General features: G+C 68.0%; 15 protein-coding genes. 4 read left to right on the top strand and 11 right to left on the bottom strand.

Annotated features, from left to right (window positions below; all coding sequences use genetic code 11):
- From pdeM to CKW06_RS17585, 4 genes are read right to left on the bottom strand one after another with little or no spacing between them, the layout of a single operon-like run.
- Positions 1-642: a ligase-associated DNA damage response endonuclease PdeM gene (gene pdeM / locus CKW06_RS17600; protein WP_024958256.1), complete on the bottom strand. Its 642-nt coding sequence runs from the start codon at positions 640-642 to the stop codon at positions 1-3.
- Positions 632-3,091 (bottom strand): ligase-associated DNA damage response DEXH box helicase, encoded by a 2,460-nt coding sequence (locus CKW06_RS17595; protein WP_024958255.1) that lies wholly within the window; start codon positions 3,089-3,091, stop codon positions 632-634. The genes pdeM and CKW06_RS17595 overlap by 11 nt, the downstream gene beginning before the upstream one ends.
- Entirely contained in the window at positions 3,088-4,695 is a 1,608-nt protein-coding gene (locus CKW06_RS17590) for an ATP-dependent DNA ligase (protein WP_024958254.1), read from the bottom strand. The genes CKW06_RS17595 and CKW06_RS17590 overlap by 4 nt, the downstream gene beginning before the upstream one ends.
- The gene (locus CKW06_RS17585) at positions 4,692-5,690 is read right to left on the bottom strand and encodes a ligase-associated DNA damage response exonuclease (RefSeq protein WP_005414211.1); all 999 of its coding nucleotides are present in this window, start codon (positions 5,688-5,690) and stop codon (positions 4,692-4,694) included. The genes CKW06_RS17590 and CKW06_RS17585 overlap by 4 nt, the downstream gene beginning before the upstream one ends.
- A 113-nt stretch (positions 5,691-5,803) precedes the next feature.
- Between CKW06_RS17585 and CKW06_RS17580 the strand changes: the two genes are divergently transcribed.
- On the top strand, positions 5,804-7,441 hold the full coding sequence (locus CKW06_RS17580) for an acyl-CoA dehydrogenase family protein (protein ID WP_024958253.1): 1,638 nt from the start codon (positions 5,804-5,806) through the stop codon (positions 7,439-7,441).
- A gap of 236 nt (positions 7,442-7,677) precedes the next feature.
- Here CKW06_RS17580 and CKW06_RS17575 read toward each other — a convergent pair whose 3' ends face one another.
- The 3 genes from CKW06_RS17575 to CKW06_RS17565 all read right to left on the bottom strand — a co-directional run bounded on the left by CKW06_RS17575 (position 7,678) and on the right by CKW06_RS17565 (position 9,887).
- Positions 7,678-8,088, bottom strand: a complete 411-nt coding sequence (locus tag CKW06_RS17575) for a hypothetical protein (RefSeq protein ID WP_005410582.1) — start codon at positions 8,086-8,088, stop codon at positions 7,678-7,680.
- 157 nt (positions 8,089-8,245) lie between these two features.
- Positions 8,246-8,587, bottom strand: coding sequence for a hypothetical protein (locus CKW06_RS17570; RefSeq protein ID WP_005410581.1), 342 nt, complete (start codon positions 8,585-8,587; stop codon positions 8,246-8,248).
- A gap of 124 nt (positions 8,588-8,711) precedes the next feature.
- The gene (locus CKW06_RS17565; protein WP_024958252.1) at positions 8,712-9,887 is read right to left on the bottom strand and encodes a thiolase family protein; all 1,176 of its coding nucleotides are present in this window, start codon (positions 9,885-9,887) and stop codon (positions 8,712-8,714) included.
- Between the two features lie 183 nt (positions 9,888-10,070).
- Here CKW06_RS17565 and CKW06_RS17560 point away from each other — a divergent pair, with 183 nt between their 5' ends.
- On the top strand, positions 10,071-12,917 hold the full coding sequence (locus CKW06_RS17560) for an autotransporter serine protease (RefSeq protein WP_024958251.1): 2,847 nt from the start codon (positions 10,071-10,073) through the stop codon (positions 12,915-12,917).
- 44 nt (positions 12,918-12,961) lie between these two features.
- On the opposite strand, the gene CKW06_RS17555 is transcribed toward CKW06_RS17560, so the two are convergent.
- Positions 12,962-14,059 carry a Glu/Leu/Phe/Val dehydrogenase dimerization domain-containing protein gene (locus CKW06_RS17555; RefSeq protein WP_005410578.1) on the bottom strand — a complete coding sequence of 366 codons (1,098 nt, stop codon included), beginning with the start codon at positions 14,057-14,059 and terminating at the stop codon, positions 12,962-12,964.
- 288 nt (positions 14,060-14,347) lie between these two features.
- On the opposite strand from CKW06_RS17555, the gene CKW06_RS17550 reads away from it, so the two are divergent.
- Positions 14,348-15,424 carry an HDOD domain-containing protein gene (locus CKW06_RS17550; RefSeq protein ID WP_005410577.1) on the top strand — a complete coding sequence of 359 codons (1,077 nt, stop codon included), beginning with the start codon at positions 14,348-14,350 and terminating at the stop codon, positions 15,422-15,424.
- Positions 15,425-15,427: 3 nt separating this feature from the next.
- Here the strand turns inward: CKW06_RS17550 and CKW06_RS17545 are convergent, their stop codons facing one another.
- The 3 genes from CKW06_RS17545 to CKW06_RS17535 form a co-directional block, all read right to left on the bottom strand.
- Complete coding sequence (locus CKW06_RS17545) at positions 15,428-17,020, bottom strand: phospholipase D family protein (protein ID WP_024958250.1); 1,593 nt, start codon at positions 17,018-17,020, stop codon at positions 15,428-15,430.
- 130 nt (positions 17,021-17,150) lie between these two features.
- Positions 17,151-17,849 (bottom strand): RNA pseudouridine synthase, encoded by a 699-nt coding sequence (locus CKW06_RS17540; RefSeq protein ID WP_005410575.1) that lies wholly within the window; start codon positions 17,847-17,849, stop codon positions 17,151-17,153.
- 47 nt (positions 17,850-17,896) lie between these two features.
- A complete protein-coding gene (locus tag CKW06_RS17535) occupies positions 17,897-18,397 on the bottom strand; it encodes a M48 metallopeptidase family protein (RefSeq protein WP_005414217.1) in 501 nt (166 codons plus the stop codon).
- Between the two features lie 62 nt (positions 18,398-18,459).
- On the opposite strand from CKW06_RS17535, the gene CKW06_RS17530 reads away from it, so the two are divergent.
- A complete protein-coding gene (locus tag CKW06_RS17530; protein WP_005410573.1) occupies positions 18,460-19,017 on the top strand; it encodes a DUF2058 domain-containing protein in 558 nt (185 codons plus the stop codon).
- Positions 19,018-19,082 lie beyond the last annotated feature (65 nt).

Here is a 19,082-nt window from a genome sequence, read left to right as displayed (position 1 = left end):
TCAGGCGACCGGCAGTTCCACCAGGCCGCTTTCCACGCAGGCGATCATCTGTTCGCCGCGGGCGGGGGCAGGCACGATGCCTGCAGTGAATGCGGAGAAGGCGGGCAGGACCGTCATCCGGTCACGCAGCCAGAACGCGGGGAAGCGCCGTCGCAGTGGCTTCAAGGCAACCTGCGGGTGCAGATGCCCGGCGATCACATGCAGCGCCGCATCGGGCATCGGCTCATGCCGAAGCAGGAACGGCCGCAGTCGTACTTCATCGTGGATCTGGACCTGCAACTGCGCATGCGGCAGCTGGCGGTCGTGATTACCGCGCAGGACATGCACGTCCAGCGAAGCATTGCGTTCACGCCATCCCAGCCATTGCTGGTACCACCCAACGCGATGCGCCGGCCCATGCAGGATGTCGCCCAGGATCCACAGCTCGCGGCAGGCATGCAGGTCCAGAAGCCGCTGCAAGCGTTGCAGGTCTTCGCCGGTGCCGCCGCTGGGCAACGCGATGCCGGCGCGACGGAACACATCGGCCTTGCCCAGGTGGAGGTCTGCGATCAGCAGTGCCTGCCGCGCGGGCCAGTACAGCGCACGCGCGCCTACCAGGACCACGGACTCACCAGCAAGCAGCAGCGGCAATTCATCGGTCATGGCGGCGCTCCAGTTGCTGGGCCGCGCGCTGCACGCGCATACGCCAGTCTTCATTGCTGAACTGACCGCGCAGGCGTTCGGCCCACAATGGAAAGCCCAGCGGCGTGAGTGATGACGGTCGCTGCAGCGACAGCTGCTGCGTGCCGATCCGCTCCAGTACCTGCTGCACCCCCGGCAGGTCGAGGCTGTCGTACAGCACTTCATGTTCCGCCAGCGCCAGCAGCAGGTGTTCCGGATCGTGCTCGCGCAGCACGTCGTACAGCAGGCCCGCGGACGCCTGCAGCTGGCGCAGCGACCGTGGCATGCCACCGGGCAGGCTGGGCACCAGCAGGCCTGCTACGCGTGCGATGCCCCGGAACTGACGTCGCGCCAGCTCGCCCAGGTTCACTGCCTCGCGCAGATCGGCCAGCAACCGGTCATTGCCGAACAACGCACGCCATTGCGCCTCATCCAGATCGATCGGCCGCGCCGGCGCCAGCACCAGGCCATGATCGTTCACCGCATAGCCAATGCTGTTGCGTTGCTGGCGGGTGCAGCGCAGCGCCAACAGCGCGGCCAGTGCCTCGTGTACGTGGCGGCCGGCAAAGGGGTAGACGAACATGAACTGGCCTTCGCGGCGCCGCACCTCTTCCACCAGCAGGTGCTCTGGGCCGGGAAGCGCCGACAACTGCTGCTGCAGTGCCAGCAACGGTGACAACCAGCGGGATTCGGCACTGTCGTCGGCGCCGGACAGTACCCACTCCAGCTCACGGCCGAGTGGCATCGACAGCGGCAACTGGCCTCCCTGCCAGCGCGGCACCACACCATCACCGCGCCCTCGTGCCAGCCGCACGAAAGCGGTCATGTCGCGCAGCTGCACCAGTTCCAGCAGGCGCCCGGCGAACTGGAAACGGTCGCCGCGACGCAGGCGGCTGGCGAACTGCTCCTCCACTGCACCAAGCCCGCCACCGCGCAGGAACTGCACGCGCACGCTGCCATCGCTGCTGATGGTGCCGATCGACAGGCGGTGCCGCAGCGCCTGGCGGCGATCGTGCATGCGGTAGCTGCCATCGGCATCGCGCACGACCTTGTGGAAATCGGGGTACTGCGCCAGCGCCTGCCCACCCTGCACGATGAAGTCCAGGACGGCCCGCCATTGTTCATCGCCCAGCGTGGCGAAGGCATGGGTGCGACGCACCTGCGCCAGCAGCGCATCACTGTCAAAGCCGCCAGCGAGGGCGCGGCTGGCCGCATGCTGTGCCAGCACGTCCAGTGACAACGTCGGCGGTCGGCGCGCTTCGACCACGCCTTCGTGCAGTGCGCGGCGCACCGCTGCATATTCGGCCAGTTCCAGTGCGTGGCTGGGTATGCAGGCGATGGCCCCCCCGGCGCCGGGACGATGGCGTGCGCGCCCGGCGCGCTGGCGCAGCCGCGCCACGCCCTTGGGACTGCCCAGCTGCAGTACCTGTTCAACCTCCGGGAAATCCACGCCGAGATCGAGGCTGGAGGTCGCCACCACGCAGCGCAACGCGCCTGCGCGCAGGCCGTCTTCCACCTGCTGGCGCAGTGCTGGATCCAGCGAGCCATGATGCAGTGCCAGCGTGTCCGCGTCTTCCGGCCATACCGCAGCCAGCGCCTGGTGCCACAGCTCGGCCTGCGCGCGGGTGTTGGTGAACAGCAGGCTGCTGCGTACGGCCATCAGTGCGTCCAGCACGCGCGGCAGCTGCGCCAGGCCGAGATGCCCCGCCCAAGGGAAACGTTCACCGGGTTCCGGCAGCAGGCTGCGCACGCTGATCGCGCGCGGACGAACGCCCTGTACGATCGGTGCATCCTGTTGGCCAGGCAGCAGCACGTCGCGGGCCTGCGGCAGGTTGCCCAGCGTGGCCGACAGTCCCCAAAGCTGCAGGGAAGGAGCGGCGTCGCGCAGCACCGCCAGGTTCAGCTGCAGCAGGACGCCGCGCTTGTTGCCCAGCAGTTCATGCCATTCGTCCACCACCACGCAGCGCAGCTGGCGCATGCGTGGCAGTGTGTCGGGATAGCTCAGCAGCAGTGCCAGCGATTCCGGCGTGGTCACCAGTACGTCGACGCTGCCTTCGCGGGCCTGCCGGCGCTCGCGGTTGCTGGCGTCGCCGCTGCGCAGGCCGACCCGCCAGCCCAAGCCCAGCCCGTCGATCACTGCCTGCAGCGCACGTGCGGTATCACTGGCCAATGCCCGCAGCGGCGTCACCCACAGCACCTGCAGCGGCCGCACCGCGCTGGCCCGGCGCGGTGCCGACGGTGGATCGAGCATCGCCTGCAGCAGCGGGCCGCCGAACATGGCCAGCGTCTTGCCGCTGCCGGTGGGGGTGTGCAGCAGCCCGGAGTCGCCCGCCAGATAGTGCCGCCACATCGCGCGCTGGAACGGCAGTGAGCGCCAGCCGCGCGCAGCGAACCAGTCTTCCAGCCGGCGCAACGCCTGGCGGCGGTTCATCGCGCCAGCGCCTGCAGCGTGGCCAGCTGGTCGGCTTCGGCGGCGGGCTTGTCGTGGCGCCAGCGCAGGATGCGGGGAAAGCGCACGGCGATGCCGGATTTGTGCCGGCTGCTGCGGTTGACTGCCTCGAAGCCCAGTTCAAACACCTGTTCGGCACGCACGCTGCGCACCGGGCCAAACCGTTCACGGGTGTTGGCGCGGATCCAGCGATCGAGGGCCAGGATTTCCTTGTCATCCAGGCCCGAATAGGCCTTGGCCACCGGCACCAGCGTATCGCCGTCCCAGACGCCGAAGGTGTAATCGGTGTACAGCGTGCTGCGCCGTCCATGGCCGGCCTGCGCATACAGCAGCACGGCATCGATGGTCAGGGGGTCTACCTTCCATTTCCACCAGTCGCCGCGCCGTCGCCCTGACTGGTAGGCGGACGTCCGGCGTTTCAGCATCAACCCTTCGACGCCCCGCTCACGGGCGGCCTCCCGCAACGTGGCCGCCTGCAGCCAGTCTCCAGCGGGTACGTCGGGCGACAGCTGGATGCGTGTATCGCCCAGGGCACCGATGACCTCGGCCAACTGTGCACGCCGTTGCTGCAGTGGCAGCCCGCGCAGATCCTCGCCATCGCGTTCAAGCAGGTCGTAGGCAAGCACGCGTACCGGGGTGTTGCGCAAGGTCGCTGCACCGGGCTTGCGACGCTGGATGCGGGTCTGCAGCGCGGTGAAGGCGCGCGGCAGGTCGTCGCTCTCGTCCCAGGCCAGCAGTTCTCCGTCCAGCACGCAGCCGTCGGGCAGCGCCATCGCGGCCTGTTCAATTTCCGGGAAGCGGCCATCCAGCCGTTCCTCGCCACGTGACCACAGCGCCACTTCACCGCGTCGGCGCAGCAGCTGCAGACGGATTCCATCCCACTTCCACTCCAGCAGCCAGTCTTCGACCGGACCCAGCCGTTCGCCGGGTTCGCCCTCCAGCGGTGAGGCCAGGAAGAACGGGTACGGCTGCTGCCGGTCCAGTGGCAGTTCATCCGGCGACAGCAGCTGCCCCAGCAACGCGGGAGAGGGCACCCACTCGCCGAGCATGCGCTGGGCGATGCGCGCGATGTCCAGGCCGCACCATTCTGCCAGCGCCTGCTGCACCAGCCGTTGCGAGACACCCACGCGCAGCGCGCCGGTGAGCAGCTTGTTGAACACCAGGCGCTCGCCGCTACGCAGCTGCCGCCAGCCGGCGACGACCGCCGCACGGCGCACCACTTCGGGCTGGTTGGCCACCGCCAGCAGATGCTGTTCGATCCAGTCCGACAACGGCCGGTCGGCGGCGGGATGCAAGGGGTCATCCAGCAGCAGTGTCAGTGTTTCGGCCAGATCGCCGACCTGAGCGTAGCTGTCTTCCACCAGCCAGGCGGGCAGTCCGGATTCCTCGGCAATCCAGCTGCGCAGCTCACCACTGGCGGCGATCCTGCGGCGTGCGCCGCCGACCTTGCCGCCGCTGAGCAGGTACAGCGCCCACGCCGCATCGTGCGCCGCTGCGTGGCGGAAGTAGTCGACCAGTGCGGCGCGCTTGTCCAGCGTCGCAGTACTGCGATCCAGGCGCTGGTAGAGCGCGGCGAACGCCTTCATTCCTCGCTCCCGAAGTCGGTGCGAAAGGCTTCAGCCGCCACGCCGCGCTCGCGCAGGAACGGAATCAATGCATCGGTATTGCCATGGGTGGCGATGACCCGCTGCGCGCCGGTCTGTTCGATGGTCTGCAGCAGCGCGGGCCAATCAGCGTGATCGGAAATGACGAAGCCCCGGTCGACGTTGCGGCGCCGCCGATTGCCGCGCAGCTGCATCCACCCCGAGGCGAACCCCAGTTGATGCGGTCCGAAGCGGCGCATCCATGGCGTGCCTGCGGCCGAGGGTGGGGCCAGGATCAACTGGCCGGCGGCGTCGGGTTGACGCCCCTGTTCGGCGACGGTGAGCGTCTCCAGCATCGGGATGTTGGCCTGCCGGTAGACCGACACGCCATTGGCGATGGCGCCGTGCAGCCACGCGGGGCGGTCGTCCAGTGGCAACAACTCGGCCAGCACCCGCTGCGCCTTGCCGAGTGCATAGCACAGCAGGATCGCCGCTTCGCCACGTTGCTCGCATTCGCGGCGCCACGCCACGATCTCTGCGGCGACCGCCGGGGTGTCCGGCCAGCGATAGATCGGCAGCGCGAACGTGGCTTCGGTGATGAACGTATCGCAGGGCACCACTTCGAAGGGCGTGCAGGTCGGGTCGGGTTGGCGCTTGTAGTCGCCGGACGCCACCCACACCCGTTCACCATCGTCGATGCGCACCTGGGACGAACCGAGCACATGACCGGCCGGATGCAGCGATACCTGCACCCGGCCCAAGCGGAACGGCACCCCCTCGGCGTGCGCCTGTACGCCAACATCGCCCAGCCGCCAGCGCAGGATCGGCAGGCTTCCTTCGCTGCAGTGGTATTCGCCCATGCCCGGGCGCGCGTGGTCGCCGTGGCCATGGGTGATGACCGCGCGCGGCACCGGGCGCCAGGGATCGATGTGGAAATCTCCCGCGGCGCAGTACAGCCCCTCCGGACGCAGCACCACCAGATCGTCATTGCCTTCCATGCGGCCACTGTGGCCTGCGCTTCGTGCAGGCGGTGAGAACCGGCCTGAACACGGGCTTGGCGGGGCATGCGGCACAATCGGACCGCATACCTCTTGCCGCCAGGATGGACCGGATGAGTGGACCCAGCTTCAGCAGCAACGCGCCGTTTGAAACCCATGTGGTGCTGAACCAGCCGCCACCGTTCGCGGGCCGCCAGCTGTGGACCGACGATGTGGCGTTGGCGGAGGCGGTGCATCGCGAGGGTGCCGGTGCCTTAGCGCCACGCCTGGCCGTGTACGGGGCCTTGGCCGGCGACGAGTTGTACCGGCTCGGCTTCGATGCCAACCGTGATCGCCCGCGGCTGCGTACGCACGATGCGCAGGGCCACCGCATTGATACGGTCGAGTTCCACCCTGCGTACCACCAGCTGATGTCCGCAGCGAAGCAGCATGGCGTGGCGGGTTTGTCCTGGCACGAGCCGCAGCCCGGCGCACACGTCGCGCGTGCGGCGCTGAGCTACCTGCACCACCAGGCCGAAGCTGGCACCAGTTGCCCCTTGACCATGACCCATGCGGCGGTGGCAGTGCTGCAGTCGCAGCCGCACCTGGCCGAATGGGCGCGCAAGGCCGCCGCGCCGGTCTATGACCCGCGCGACGTGCCGGTGGCGGACAAGACCGGCATCACGCTGGGCATGGGCATGACCGAGAAGCAGGGCGGCTCGGATGTACGTGCGAACAGCACGCGCGCCGAACCGATCGATGGCGAACGTTACCGCCTGGTCGGCCACAAGTGGTTCTTTTCCGCGCCGATGTGCGATGGCTTCCTGGTGCTGGCGCAGGCGCCGGGCGGGCTGACCTGCCTGCTGATGCCGCGCCGGCTGGCCGATGGCGACCGCAATGCATTCAGGCTGATGCGGCTGAAGGACAAGCTGGGTGACTGGTCCAATGCGTCCAGCGAGGTCGAGTTCTGTGGCGCGCAGGCATGGCGCGTGAGCGAAGAAGGGCGTGGCGTGGCGACCATCATCGGCATGGTGATGATGACCCGCCTGGACTGCATGCTGGGTGCGGCCGCGGAGATGCGCATGGCGCTGGCGCAGGCGCTGCATCATGCACGCCATCGGCGCACCTTCGGCAAGCTGCTGGTGGAGCACTCGCTGATGACCAACGTGCTGGCTGATCTGGCGCTGGAGTCGGAAGCGGCCACGGTGTTGGCGATGCGCATCGCACGCGCGGTGGATCGTGCCGGTGTGGATGCCAATGAAGCGGCGATGGCGCGGTTGGGGACGGCGCTGGGCAAGTACTGGCTGTGCAAGCGTGCGCCGGCCTTCGTCAATGAAGCGCAGGAATGCCTGGGCGGTGCCGGCTACGTGGAGGAGTCGATGCTGCCCCGACTGTACCGGCAGGCACCGTTGAATTCGATCTGGGAGGGCAGCGGCAACATCCAGTGCCTGGATGTGCTGCGTGCGCTGGCGCGTGAACCGGAGGCGATGGCGGCGTTGCGCGGTGAGCTGGCGTCGGTGGCTGACCGTGATGCGCGCTATGCAGCAGCATTGCAGCGTTGGGCAGCGGCGCCGCCACCGGAGGAAGCGCAGGCGCGGCTGTTCTGCGAGCGCACTGCGCTGCTGCTGCAGGCGGCGCTGCTGCTGCGTGCGCGCAGTCCGATGGCGGAGGCGTTCGTGCGTAGCCGGCTGGAAGGGGAGCATGGGCTGGCGTTCGGGACGCTGCCGGCGGGGCTGGAGCTGACGGCGATGCTGGCGCGCGCGCTGCCGTAGGGGCGGCCCACGCCGGCTCTCGACACCTACGCTGACAGATTTTCATCAGATAAGGCTCGGGCGCGCCATCCATGGCGCTTACGCCCCTGCGCAACCTACCCGCGCGTCCTTGGACACTTTCCGTGGGCGCACACCACGGAATCAACAGAAGAAGCAGGGAGCGAAAAGCAGAAAAGCCGCGGCAGTGCCGCGGCTTTTCCTGTGGAGCCGAGCCGGTGCTCGGCTGCCGGTAAGGCTTAGTGCTTGGCTTCTTCCTTGGCGGCGTTGGCCTTGGCGTCATTGGCGACATCGCGGGCCTTGTCGGCGACCTTCTGCGCGGCGTCGGCGGTGGCGTCGCTGGCGTGCGCGGCGGCGTCGGTTGCGGCGTCCTTGGCCTTGTCGGCGGCGTTGGCAGTGGCGTCTGCGGCCTTGTCCAGCGCCTGCTGGGTATCGGCGGCGGCCTGCTCGGAAGCGGCGGCGGTCTTGTCGGCGGCTTCGCGGGTGGCGGCAGCAGCCTTGTCGACGGCGTCGCGGGCGGCAGCGCCGGCGCTGTCGGCCGCCTGCTGCGCGTCCTGCTTGGCCTGTTCGGCTTCCGGGCCCTTGCAGGCGGCCAGAGCCAGCAGCAGGGAGGCGGCCAGCAGGGTGGTGGTGATCGGACGAATCTTCATGGCGGTCTCCGGCACTGCAATGGATGGGGACGCCAGCCTATTCATGCCGTTGTGAAGACCGGGTCGCGATGCAGGGGCTTGATCGCCGGCATCCACGCAAAGAAAAAGCCGCTGGCGAACCAGCGGCTTTTCCAGAACAGCGTGAAGAAAGAAGTTATTACTTCTTGGCTTCTTCAGCAGCGTCCTTGGCCTTCTCAGCGGTGCCTTCAGCAGCCTTGGCAGCGTCAGCAGCAGCGCCGGCAGCAGCGTCGGTGGCAGCACCGGCGGTCTGGGCAGCGGCGTCGGTGGCGGCGTCAGCAGCGGTGGCGGCGGTGTCAGCGGCCTGCTGGGCAGCGTCGGCGGTCTGGGCGCCAGCAGCGGCGGCCTGGTCGGCAGCAGCCTGGGCTTCGGTGGCGGCTTCGTTGGCCGAAGCAGCGGCGTCCTGGGCAGCTTCCTGCTTCGAGCAGGCGGCCAGGGCCAGAGCCAGGGACATCGCGACCAGCAGCTTGTTGATGCTCATTGTGTAAATCCTCGTCGTTAGAATTAGGCAACGCGCATGCTGCGCGCCGACAACATGATGACAAGCCAAGATTGGGTGTCAAGCGATCCCGCATTCATTTTTGCGAAATCATCGTTAAATCTTTTTAAATCAATTCGATGGCGATTGCCGTTGCTTCGCCGCCGCCGATGCAGAGGGTGGCAATGCCGCGCTTGCCACCACGCGTGCGCAGAGCGTTGACCAGGGTCACCACAAGACGTGCGCCGGAAGCACCGATGGGGTGACCCAGTGCGCAGGCGCCGCCATTCACGTTGAGCTTGTCGTGAGGGATGCCCAGTTCGCGCATCGGGGCCATCGCCACCACGGCAAAGGCTTCGTTGATTTCGAACAGATCGACCTGGTCCAGCGACCAGCCGGTCTTGCCCAGCAGCTTGTGCAGCGCACCGATCGGCGCGGTGGTGAACCACTCCGGTTCCTGCGAGTGGGTGGCGTGGCCGACGATGCGGGCCAGTGGCGTGATGCCTCGCGCGGCGGCGTCCTCTTCGGTCAGCAGCACCACCGCGGCGGCACCGTCGGAGATGCTGGAGGAACTGGCGGCGGTCACGCTGCCGTCCTTCTTGAAGGCCGGACGCAGGGTCGGGATCTTGGCAATGTCCGAGCGCCCCGGCTGCTCGTCGATGGCGACCTCGACCTCACCCTTGCGGGTGGCGACCTTCACCGCGACGATTTCATCGGCAAACGCACCATTGGCCTGGGCAGCCTGCGCGCGCTTGACCGACTCGATCGCATAGGCGTCCTGCTCTTCGCGGCTGAACTGGTACTTGTCCACCGCGCACTCGGCGAATTCGCCCATGGCCTTGCCGTCGTAGGCGTTGACCAGGCCATCGTGGGCCATGTGGTCGACCGCCTGGAAGTTGCCGAAACGGTTGCCGGTACGGGAGTTCTGCAGCATGTGCGGGGCGTTGGACATCGATTCCATGCCGCCAGCGACCACGATGCTGGCCGAGCCGGCCTTGATCAGGTCATGGCCGAGCATGATGGTCTTCATGCCCGAGCCGCACACCTTGTTCAGCGTGGTGGCACCGGCCGACAGCGGGATGCCGGCGGCGATCGCCGCCTGGCGGGCGGGCGCCTGGCCGAGGTTGGCCGGCAGCACGCAGCCCATCAGGACTTCGGAAACGTCGCTGGCCGGGACACCCGATTGTTCCAGGGCGGCGGCGATGGCTGCCGCGCCGAGGGTCGGGGTCGGCACGCCGTTGAACTGGCCGAGGAAGGAGCCGATGGCGGTGCGCTTGGCGGCGGCGATGACGATGTTGGACATGGCAATCTCGTTGATGCGTAAGCAATGTTCGGAAAGGAGACCGGAGGCCGTTGGATGCGCCCCGGTTTCCCGGCAGACTGCGTGGGGGTCGGCCCAAGTATAGAGGGTCGGGGAGGGCTGCCGCTGTGCGGCGCCGAACGCCTGCCGGGATGAAGGCAGGCCAACGTTCACGGGAAGGAATCGATGGAGCGAACGATGATGGTGAGGTCTGTGCTGGCAACCGCGCTGGCGATGGCGCTGACGGCCTGTGGTGGAGGCGGCGGAGGCGGCAGCAACGTGCGCGTCGACCCGCCCCCGACCACGCCGACACCTCCAACCACGCCTCCGCCGACGACACCACCGCCGGCCAAGCCGCAGGAGCCGGCCTTTGACGCGCATCTTTCAGTCACCAACGCGCGTGCCGCACAGGCCGCCGGCCTGACCGGGCAGGGCGTGCGCATCGGCATCGTCGATTCGGGCGTGCAGCGCAACGCGGTGGCCTTGAATGGTCGCGTGCTGGCCAACTTCAATTACATCGATCCCGCCAGGAACAACCTGGCGGTTGATGACGTGGTCGGGCATGGCACCGCCGTGGCCAGCCTCGCCGCCGGCGCAGCAGTGGGGACCTGGCCGGGCGGTATCGCGCCAGGCGCCCAGATCGTCTCGGCAAGAATCATTTCCGACAAGCCGCCGACCGACGACGGCAGTGGCCAGGGCAATGCCTTCAGTGGGCCGCTGGGCGTGGCCCAGGTCCACCAGGACCTGATCAGCTACAACGTGAAGGTGATGAACAACTCGTGGGGCGGCCTGTACTGGACCGATCTGCCGACCACCGCGCAGGTAGCCGCCGAATACCGGCCGTTCGTGATCAACCACGGTGGCCTGGTGGTGTTCGCCGCCGGCAATGACGGCCGCAGCGAGCCGAGCAGCCTGGCCGCGCTGCCCAGCCAGAAGGGCGTGGCAGGCACGCTTCCGGCGGCCGATCTGGAGCGCGGCTGGCTGGTGGCCACGGCGGTGGACCCGTTTACGCCGGGCGCGCTGGCCAGCTATTCGAATGCCTGCGGCCAGGCGGCCCGCTACTGCCTGGCAGCGCCGGGCAGCGCGGTCTACCCGGATGCCAACGGTGGCAGCTACTACTGGAACTACGGCACCTCGTTCGCCGCGCCGCTGGTCTCCGGTGCGGCGGCGCTGGTCTGGCAGCGCTTCCCCTACTTCAACAACGATCTGGTGAGGCAGACCCTGCTGGGCACTGCCAAGGACATCGGTGCGCCCGGCGTGGATCCGGTGTTCGGCTATGGCCTGCTCGACATCGGTCGCGCGATCAACGGTCCCGGCCGCTTCGACTGGGGCGATGTGGTTGCCAACGTTGATGCCGGCTCGACCAACTCGATGTGGAGCAACGACATCACCGGCAGCGGTGGCCTGGTCAAGCAGGGCGGAGGCAAGCTGGTACTGGCCGGCAACAACAGCTATTCCGGCGCCACCCGCATCGAGCGCGGCATCCTGACGCTGCAGAACGGTGGCGTGATCCGTTCAAATGTGACGATCCTCGCCCAGCCCGACCCGGATTCCACCGGTCTGCAGTTCAACGGTGGTACGCCGCGGGTGATCGGCAATGTGGTCAACGGCGGCAGCGTGTTCCTCACCACCGGCAATACCACCGGCACCATCGAGGGCAACTACACCCAGCAGCCCGGCGCGCAGCTGATGATCGCGCTCGGTGCCAACGCACTTCAGGTCACCGGCAACGCAACGATCAATGGCGGTGTGCGTGTGCACGGCTTTGTCTCCGGCTATGTACCGCAGAACGGAACGCGCCAGGACCTCATCCACGCCGCGGGTGGCCTGAACGGCACCTTCAGTACCCAAGCCACTTCCACCGGCCTGCAGGGGCTGACCCTGGTGGCACCCACGTATGGCTACGACAGCAACAACGCCTGGTTGAACGTGAACCAGGTCAGCGTCACCGCCGCAGCCAGTGGCCTGAGCGCCTCCGCACAGGCCGCAGCGCAGCGCCTGGAAGGCGCATTCGCAGTGCTCGACGGCAACACCGGCCTGCAGGGATCGCCCTTCGGTACGGCAGCCGGTGCGCTGCAGTGGGCCGGAGGCGGCCAGCAGGGCCTGGCCGACAGCCTGCAGAGCCTGTCCGGCCAGGCGCATGCCCGCGCCGAGGCCGCCACCTTCGACAGCATCGACATGTCGCGGCGTGCGATTGCCGAGCGCTTCGATCGTGTACAGGCCACCCCGCGCCTGCGCGGGAGCTGGCAGAGCGCGCTGGGTGAGGCGGGGCAGGGCAGCTTCGCCGGCAACGCCGCCGACAGCCGGGGCTGGATGGCCGGCCAGGATCTGCCGCTGGGCGGCAACGGCCTGATGGGCGTCGCCTTCGGTGAGACCCGCAGCAATGGTGGCAGCAGTTTCGGCGGTGATCGCGGGCGTGATCGCCAGGCGCAGGCACAGTTGTACGCTGGCTGGAACCTGGGGCGTGGCTATGCGCTGGCCCAGTTCGGCAGTGGCCAGTTCACCCGCGCGCTGGATCGCCAGCTGCTGCTGGGTGCGGGCGCCTATGGTGTCTCGGCGCGTTACGGCGGGCGTTTCAGCAGCGCCAGCGTGGAAGGCGGATATCGCTTGGGCCGCGCAGGCGCTTCGGTGACGCCCTACCTCGGTGCCAGCACCACGCGTGTCGATACCGATGCGTTCAATGAGCTGGGCGGTTTCGGCTTCGGCCTGCGGGGTGATGCCACCCGCGCGCAGCGCAGCCAGATGCTGGCCGGCATCCGTGGCGAGCGGGGCTGGGGGCGTTGGAACCTGCGCGGACACGCCGAGTGGCAGCAGCGGCTGGACGGCGGTGACGCCGATTGGCAGGCCAGTTTTGTCGGCGTGGATGCCTGGGCGCCGCTGGCAGGCTGGAATGCGCCGCGCGGCAGTGCGCTGATCGGCGTCGCGCTGGAATCGTGGTGGGGCCGCAATGGCCGCTTGAGCCTGGGTTTCGACCAGCGTATCGGTGGCGAGGGCGCGCGGCAGGCTGCGTTGCGCTACAGCACCGGGTTCTAGCAATCGGTCGCGCCGGGAAGGCTCCCGGCGCGACGTCTGCAGCCTCAGCCGCCGCGCAGGTTGCCCAGGCGCGGAGTGCTGCGGCCCAGCGGCATCTTCAGCTTGCCGATCGACAGGATGCGGCTTTCCGCAATGCGATCGGCTGCCCGCTGCGGCGCGATGTTCTCGCGCTGCGACAGTTCGAAGATGCGGGTGAGGTTGTGGTAGATGCTGCGGATCAGTCGCATCGCGCGTTCGCGGTTGTAGCCGTCGATCTCCAGCGACACGTTCATCACACCGCCGGCGTTGACGGCGTAGTCCGGGGCGTAGAGGATGCCGCGCGCATGCAGTTCGTCGCCGATCTCCAGGCTCGACAGCTGGTTGTTGGCAGTGCCGCAGATGATCTTGGCCTTGATCCGCGGCAGCGTGTCGGCGTTGATCGCGCCTTCCAGCGCACACGGTGCGAACACATCGGCGTTCACTTCGTGGATCTCGTCCGGCTTGACCGCCTCGGCGCCGAAATCGCTGACTGCACGATCAACCAGCGCACTGTCCAGGTCGGTGACATACAGCTTGGCGCCGCGGTCACGCAGCAGTTTCACCAGTTCCATGCCGATGTGGCCCAGGCCCTGCACGGCGATGCTGGTCTTGCCTACTTCCTCATGGCCGAACTTGAAGCGCATCGACGCCATCAGCGCCTGCAATGCGCCGTAGGCCGTGAAAGGCGCCGGATCGCCGGAGCCACCATGGACCTGGTGCACGCCGGTCACGAACTGGCTCTCCAGGTAGATGTTCTCCATGTCGTTGACGTCGGTGCCAACGTCCTCGGCGGTGATGTAGCGGCCGCCCAGCGAATCGACGTAACGGCCGAAGGCGCGGAACAGTACCTCGGTCTTGTCCGTCTTCGGGTCGCCGATGATCACCGCCTTGCCGCCGCCCACGTTGAGCCCGGCCAGCGCATTCTTGTAGGTCATCGTCCGGCTCAGCCGCAGCACATCGGCCAGCGCCTCGTCGGTGCTGGCGTAAGGGCGCATGCGCACGCCGCCCAGGGCGGGGCCCAGGGTGGTGTTGTGGATGGCGATGATCGCCTTCAGGCCGGCATCGTGGTTGTGGCAGAACACCACTTGTTCGTGGCCGGTGGTGGCGAGGGTTTCGAATAGCATGGCGTCTCCGATGGCGCGAACAGCGGCGAACAGCGGCGAACTGCAGCGAACGGCCAGTGAACGGTAGGGTCCCAAAACAAAAAAAGCGACGTCGTCAGTGCAGGGAGACGGGTCGCGCGGCGCCATTCTAGTCCATTCCCCCGGTCGCTGCCGTCGACATCGGCGCCCTTCCGGTTAAAGAAGATGAAAGTGCGGCCGATGCTGCGACGACGGCGGGTGGCCGGATTCGCGTGAAGAGGCAGGGCGGTCAGTGACGGCAAGGGCACCACAACGACAGGGCAGGCGGCGATGACGCCGGCCTGGTGGCGATCGCTGCGCGGCTGGCTGGCGCGCTCGACCGGGGCGGCTCCGTTGCGCTTGGCGGCCGTATCGCGACAGGCGGTCGCTGCTGCCGCAGCCAGCCTTCAGGGCGAGGCGCTGCAGGCCGGTGAGATCGCCGCCCACCTGCAGCGCGGCTTGCACGCACTTGCCCTGTACCCACGGCTGGCCGGCGAGCCTGCCCCCGTGCAGGATCCGGCACTGGGCGAAGCGGTGGCGCGCGCGCTGCAGGACCGTGACTGGGCCGCCCGGCACCTGCCGCGGCGCCCGCAACTGCTGCCGCAGCTGATCCAGACCGTCAACGACGATGCCGCCTCGGCACGGGTGATGGCGGCCATCATCGGCCAGGACCCGGTGCTGACCGGAAATCTGCTGCGCATCGCCAACAGCCCGGCCTACAAGGTGCATGAGCGGCCGGTGGAAAGCCTGCAGCGTGCGGTGACCCTGGTCGGTACCGAGGGCGTGCGCCAGATCATCAGCGCGGTGCTGGTGCAGCCGGTGATGCAGGTGCAGTGCGGCATGTTTCCGCAGTTCAGTACGATCATCTGGGAGCACGCGCTGCTGGCTTCGCGTGCGGCCGCCGATCATGCGCGCACGGTCACCTTCGGTGATGCCTTCGCTGCGCAGTGGCTGGGCCTGGTGCAGGGGCTGGGGTCAGCGCTGGTGATGCGCCAGTTGCTGCAGGAAGCGCAGGCACGCGACGAAACCGTGGAGCCGGCGCTGGCCCTGCAACTGCTCCAACAATGGTCGTTGCCGCTGGCACAACGCGTGGCTGCAGCCTGGGAGCTGCCCGAGCCCGTGCACCAGGCACTGGCGCCGGAGGCCGATGGCCCACTCGCCGACAGCCTGCGTCTGGCCAGCGCTGCGGCGGCAGCCAGCCTGCTGTGCCGGCATGGACATGCCAGCCAGAGCCGCATGCTGGCCCTGCTCGAACAGTTGCCTTCAGCGCCGCCGCATGCCCTGCGTTGGATCTGGCGGCGCCTGCATGGACGCAGCGTGGAAACACGTGATGAGGCCGGACAGGAAGAGGCGGGTCCAACACCCTGAGCGCTACAGCTGCGATTCGACCGGCAGCCAGCTGATCACCCGAGACAACCAGCGTTTGCGCGCCGTTGCCCCCGGCTCGGCCTCCACCCAGTGCGGTGGCGGTTCGCGCTCCAGCCAGCGCAACCGGCGACGGTCATCCAGCGCCAGCCACCAGCTGTGCCTGGGATCAGCCAGGCGCAGGTACTCGTCCCGCAGCTGTGCGCCCAGCACCGGATCGTCGAACAGCACGCCCATCTCGGTGTTCAGATAGGCCGAGCGCGGGTCGAGGTTGAACGAACCGACAAAACCGCGGCGGTCATCGACCAGGAACGCCTTGGTATGCAGGCTGGCGCCGCTGCTGCCGAACACGCCGGCATCGCCGGACTGCCCTTGTGCCTTCAGTTCGTAAAGGTGGACGCCGGCTTCGAGCAACGGCACGCGGTAGCCCATGTAGCCACCATGTACGGCGGCGACATCATTGGCGGCCAGTGAGTTGGTGACCACGCCGACCTGCACGCCCCGCCCGGACATGGCCGAAAAGCCATCCAGGCCCTCGTTGCCGGGAACGAAGTAGGGCGAGATCAACAGGGCCTTGTGCCTGGCGGCCTGCAGCTCGCTGATCAGGGTCGACACCAGCCAGGCAGCGCGATCGTCCTTGCGGTGCTTCATCGGCGGGTCGGACACGATGCGCACTGCACCGCTCCAGCGCAGCGGCTCGGGGCTCGGGCGCTGCCGCTTGCGCGATTCGGCCACGCGCGCCAGGTACGGCCGGGCCACGTCCCGCTGCGCCTCATGGTCCGATTCGCGCACCAGCAGGCGCAGTTGTGCGTCGGTATGGAAGGCAAGCGCGGATACCGGAATGGCGGTTTCGCTGTTCCAGTAGTCGTCGAAGATGCGGTTGGCCTGCTCCACGGCGGGGCCGGCGACCAGCAGGTCCAGATCCTGGAAGTTCACATCGGTGCGCGCGCTGAAATACTCCTCGCCGATGTTGCGGCCACCGACGATCGCGACGCGGCCATCGGCGATCCAGCTCTTGTTGTGCATGCGGTGGTTCACGCTGAAGAAGCGCTGCACCATCTCCACCATGCGCAGGATGCCGGTCCGGTTGCGGAACGGGTTGTACAGGCGGATCTCGATGTTCGGATGCGCATCGAGCGCCATCATCAGCGCGTCCTTGTCCTTGGCATTCATGTCATCAAGCAGGATGCGCACGCGCACGCCGCGCTCGGCGGCGTCATACAGCGCCTTGGCCATCAGGTGGCCGATCAGGTCGTCGTGCCAGATGTAGTACTGCAGGTCCAGGCTGCGGCCTGCGTGCGTGGTGATCATCGCGCGTGCGGCGAAGGCATCCATGCCATCACTGAGGAAGGCCACGCCGGACTGGCCGGGATGGGCCTCCTGCAATGGCACGATCTGCTGGTCGATGCGGGTCTGCGCCGGCTGCAGTGGCAGCACATGCGAAGGCGTGCCCCGTGCCTGCGGCGTGAGGTGGTCGGCCAGCAGCAGGCCGGACAGCACCAGCAGCACCAGCGCAGCGAGAATGATTGCAGCGATGCGCAGCAGGCGTCGCCACAGCGGCTTGGGCAGGCTCATGCCCCGATGGTAGAGCCACGCCATGCGTGAAGGAATGCCTGCAGGATCGACAGGGGGTCAGAGCCCTTGCCTTCGGCACGGGATCCCACCCCGAGGGGGCGTCACCGATGGGGTCGGATCCCATTCCACAGGAAAGGGCTCTGACCCGCACACCTCAGAACCGCTCGTCGCTGCCCAGGTAGCGCCACTGCCCCGGCGGCAGCGGCCCCAGCGCCACGCGTCCGATACGCAGGCGGCGCACCCCGGTCACCTGCAGCCCGGCGGCTGTCACCGCTGCACGCAGGCCCTTGGCGGTAAGCCCCTTGCCGGCAAAGCGCAGGCGTTGTTCGCTCTGCCAGCTGACCTTGCCGCCGCCGGCCTCCTGCTGCAGACGCGCCATCAGCCATGGCCCACGCTCCGGGCCGCCTTCGGCCACTTCGATCAGGTATTCCTGTTCGGTGCGGCCAAGATTGCGCTGCAGATGGGCCAGCGTGGCCGGATCCTGGCTGACCACCACCAGGCCGCTGTCGCTGGCCGGAAGCGAGGCGGCCAGCTGCAGGCCATGGAAGTGACGCTGCAGCGGACGGATGTCGCTGGCATCGAGTTCGCTGCGGCTGTCACTGCTGACCAGCGCACACAGGGTCTCAGCGGCAACGCCGGCCGGCTTGTTCAACAGCATGCTGACCCGCTCGGCCTTTTCATCGCTGGCCTGCGCGGCTACGACGATCACCGCGCTGTCATCGACCGGGCGCTGCGGCTGCTCCACCACGTCGCCGTTGACCGTGACCCAGCCGCCTTCGATGTAGCGTCGCGCTTCGCCGCGCGGGATGCCGAGCAGGGCGGACAGGCGTTTGTCGAGACGGATCGGTTCCATGGCGGCAAGGTCGGGCAGGGGGCGCGCAGTGTAGCTGCTGCGGCCGGTCAGCGCTGGCCGCGGTTGGCCAGCTCGGTCAGGTACAGGCGGGTATCGAACTCCAGCTGCAGGTACTCCGGCTCCATGTGCTGGCACAGCTGGTAGAAGGCCTTGTTGTGGTCGGCTTCCTTCAGGTGGGCCAACTCATGCACCACGATCATGCGCAGGAACGCTGCCGGTGCCTGGCGGAACACGGTGGCGATGCGGATCTCGCGGCTGGCCTTGAGGCGGCCGCCGTGCACACGGGAAATGGCGGTATGAGTGCCCAGCGCGTGCTTGATCACTTCCAGCGTGTTGTCGTAGCAGACCTTGTTGAGCGGCACCGACTTGCGCAGGTAGCGGTCCTTCAGCTCCTGGGTGTAGTCGTACAGCTGGCGGTCGCTGCGCACTTCATGCGGGTCGGGGTAGCGCTGCTGCAGCCAGGGGCCGAGCTTGCCCTGCGCCAGCAGTTCGCTGACCTGGGCGACCAGGGGTTCGGGATAGCCGGTGAGGTACTTCAGGACTGCCATGCAGGGGCGGCGGGGCGTCGGTAGAATGGGGCATCCAAGATTACACGCGGTACGCACCGACCATGGCAAAGCCCAACGCGCTGCAGGAACAATTGCTCAAGGCCGGCCTGGCCAAGAAGTCGCAGGCCAGCGCCGCCGCGCGCGAGCAGGCCAAGGCCCGCCAGGGCAAGGCCGAATCGACCTCGGCCGAGGTCCAGCGCGAGGCTGAACGCGTCCGCGCCGAGAAGATCGAGCGCGACCGCGCGCTGGCCGCCGAGCGCAATGCGCAGGCCAGGCAGGCTGAACAGAAGGCGCAGGCGAAGCAGATCATCGCGGCCCATGCCGTGCCCCACAAGGGCGATGACGAGTACCGCTTCAGCGATGGCGCGGCGATCCGCACCCTGCTGATCGACCCCAAGCTGCGCAAGGCGCTGTCGGTGGGCGTGCTGGTCATCGTTGCCCACGGCGACGGTTACGCGCTGCTGCCACGTGCTGCTGCCGAGAAGGTGCGTGAGCGCGCCCCGGAAGCGATCATCGTCGACCACGGCCAGCCGGGCTCGACCGCTGAGATATCCACCGGCAATGCCGAGGACGACGCCTACTACGCCCAGTTCCAGGTGCCCGACGACCTGGTCTGGTAAGCGAAAAGGGGACGGAGGGGATTAAGTCGCGATCGACCTGATTGAAGCCCTCCACGTTCTGCTCA

This window comes from Stenotrophomonas maltophilia (genome assembly GCF_900186865.1).
In the GTDB taxonomy this organism is placed as follows: domain Bacteria; phylum Pseudomonadota; class Gammaproteobacteria; order Xanthomonadales; family Xanthomonadaceae; genus Stenotrophomonas; species Stenotrophomonas maltophilia.
The sequence above is the reverse complement of the archived record's forward strand: the minus strand, read 5'-3'. Positions and strand labels throughout refer to the sequence as shown.

Coding starts and splice junctions, on each gene's coding strand:
- pdeM (WP_024958256.1), bottom strand. CDS start 642: ATGACCGATGAATTGCCGCTGCTGCTTGCTGGTGAGTCCGTGGTCCTG.
- CKW06_RS17595 (WP_024958255.1), bottom strand. CDS start 3,091: ATGAACCGCCGCCAGGCGTTGCGCCGGCTGGAAGACTGGTTCGCTGCG.
- CKW06_RS17590 (WP_024958254.1), bottom strand. CDS start 4,695: ATGAAGGCGTTCGCCGCGCTCTACCAGCGCCTGGATCGCAGTACTGCG.
- CKW06_RS17585 (WP_005414211.1), bottom strand. CDS start 5,690: ATGGAAGGCAATGACGATCTGGTGGTGCTGCGTCCGGAGGGGCTGTAC.
- CKW06_RS17580 (WP_024958253.1), top strand. CDS start 5,804: ATGAGTGGACCCAGCTTCAGCAGCAACGCGCCGTTTGAAACCCATGTG.
- CKW06_RS17575 (WP_005410582.1), bottom strand. CDS start 8,088: ATGAAGATTCGTCCGATCACCACCACCCTGCTGGCCGCCTCCCTGCTG.
- CKW06_RS17570 (WP_005410581.1), bottom strand. CDS start 8,587: ATGAGCATCAACAAGCTGCTGGTCGCGATGTCCCTGGCTCTGGCCCTG.
- CKW06_RS17565 (WP_024958252.1), bottom strand. CDS start 9,887: ATGTCCAACATCGTCATCGCCGCCGCCAAGCGCACCGCCATCGGCTCC.
- CKW06_RS17560 (WP_024958251.1), top strand. CDS start 10,071: ATGGAGCGAACGATGATGGTGAGGTCTGTGCTGGCAACCGCGCTGGCG.
- CKW06_RS17555 (WP_005410578.1), bottom strand. CDS start 14,059: ATGCTATTCGAAACCCTCGCCACCACCGGCCACGAACAAGTGGTGTTC.
- CKW06_RS17550 (WP_005410577.1), top strand. CDS start 14,348: ATGACGCCGGCCTGGTGGCGATCGCTGCGCGGCTGGCTGGCGCGCTCG.
- CKW06_RS17545 (WP_024958250.1), bottom strand. CDS start 17,020: ATGGCGTGGCTCTACCATCGGGGCATGAGCCTGCCCAAGCCGCTGTGG.
- CKW06_RS17540 (WP_005410575.1), bottom strand. CDS start 17,849: ATGGAACCGATCCGTCTCGACAAACGCCTGTCCGCCCTGCTCGGCATC.
- CKW06_RS17535 (WP_005414217.1), bottom strand. CDS start 18,397: ATGGCAGTCCTGAAGTACCTCACCGGCTATCCCGAACCCCTGGTCGCC.
- CKW06_RS17530 (WP_005410573.1), top strand. CDS start 18,460: ATGGCAAAGCCCAACGCGCTGCAGGAACAATTGCTCAAGGCCGGCCTG.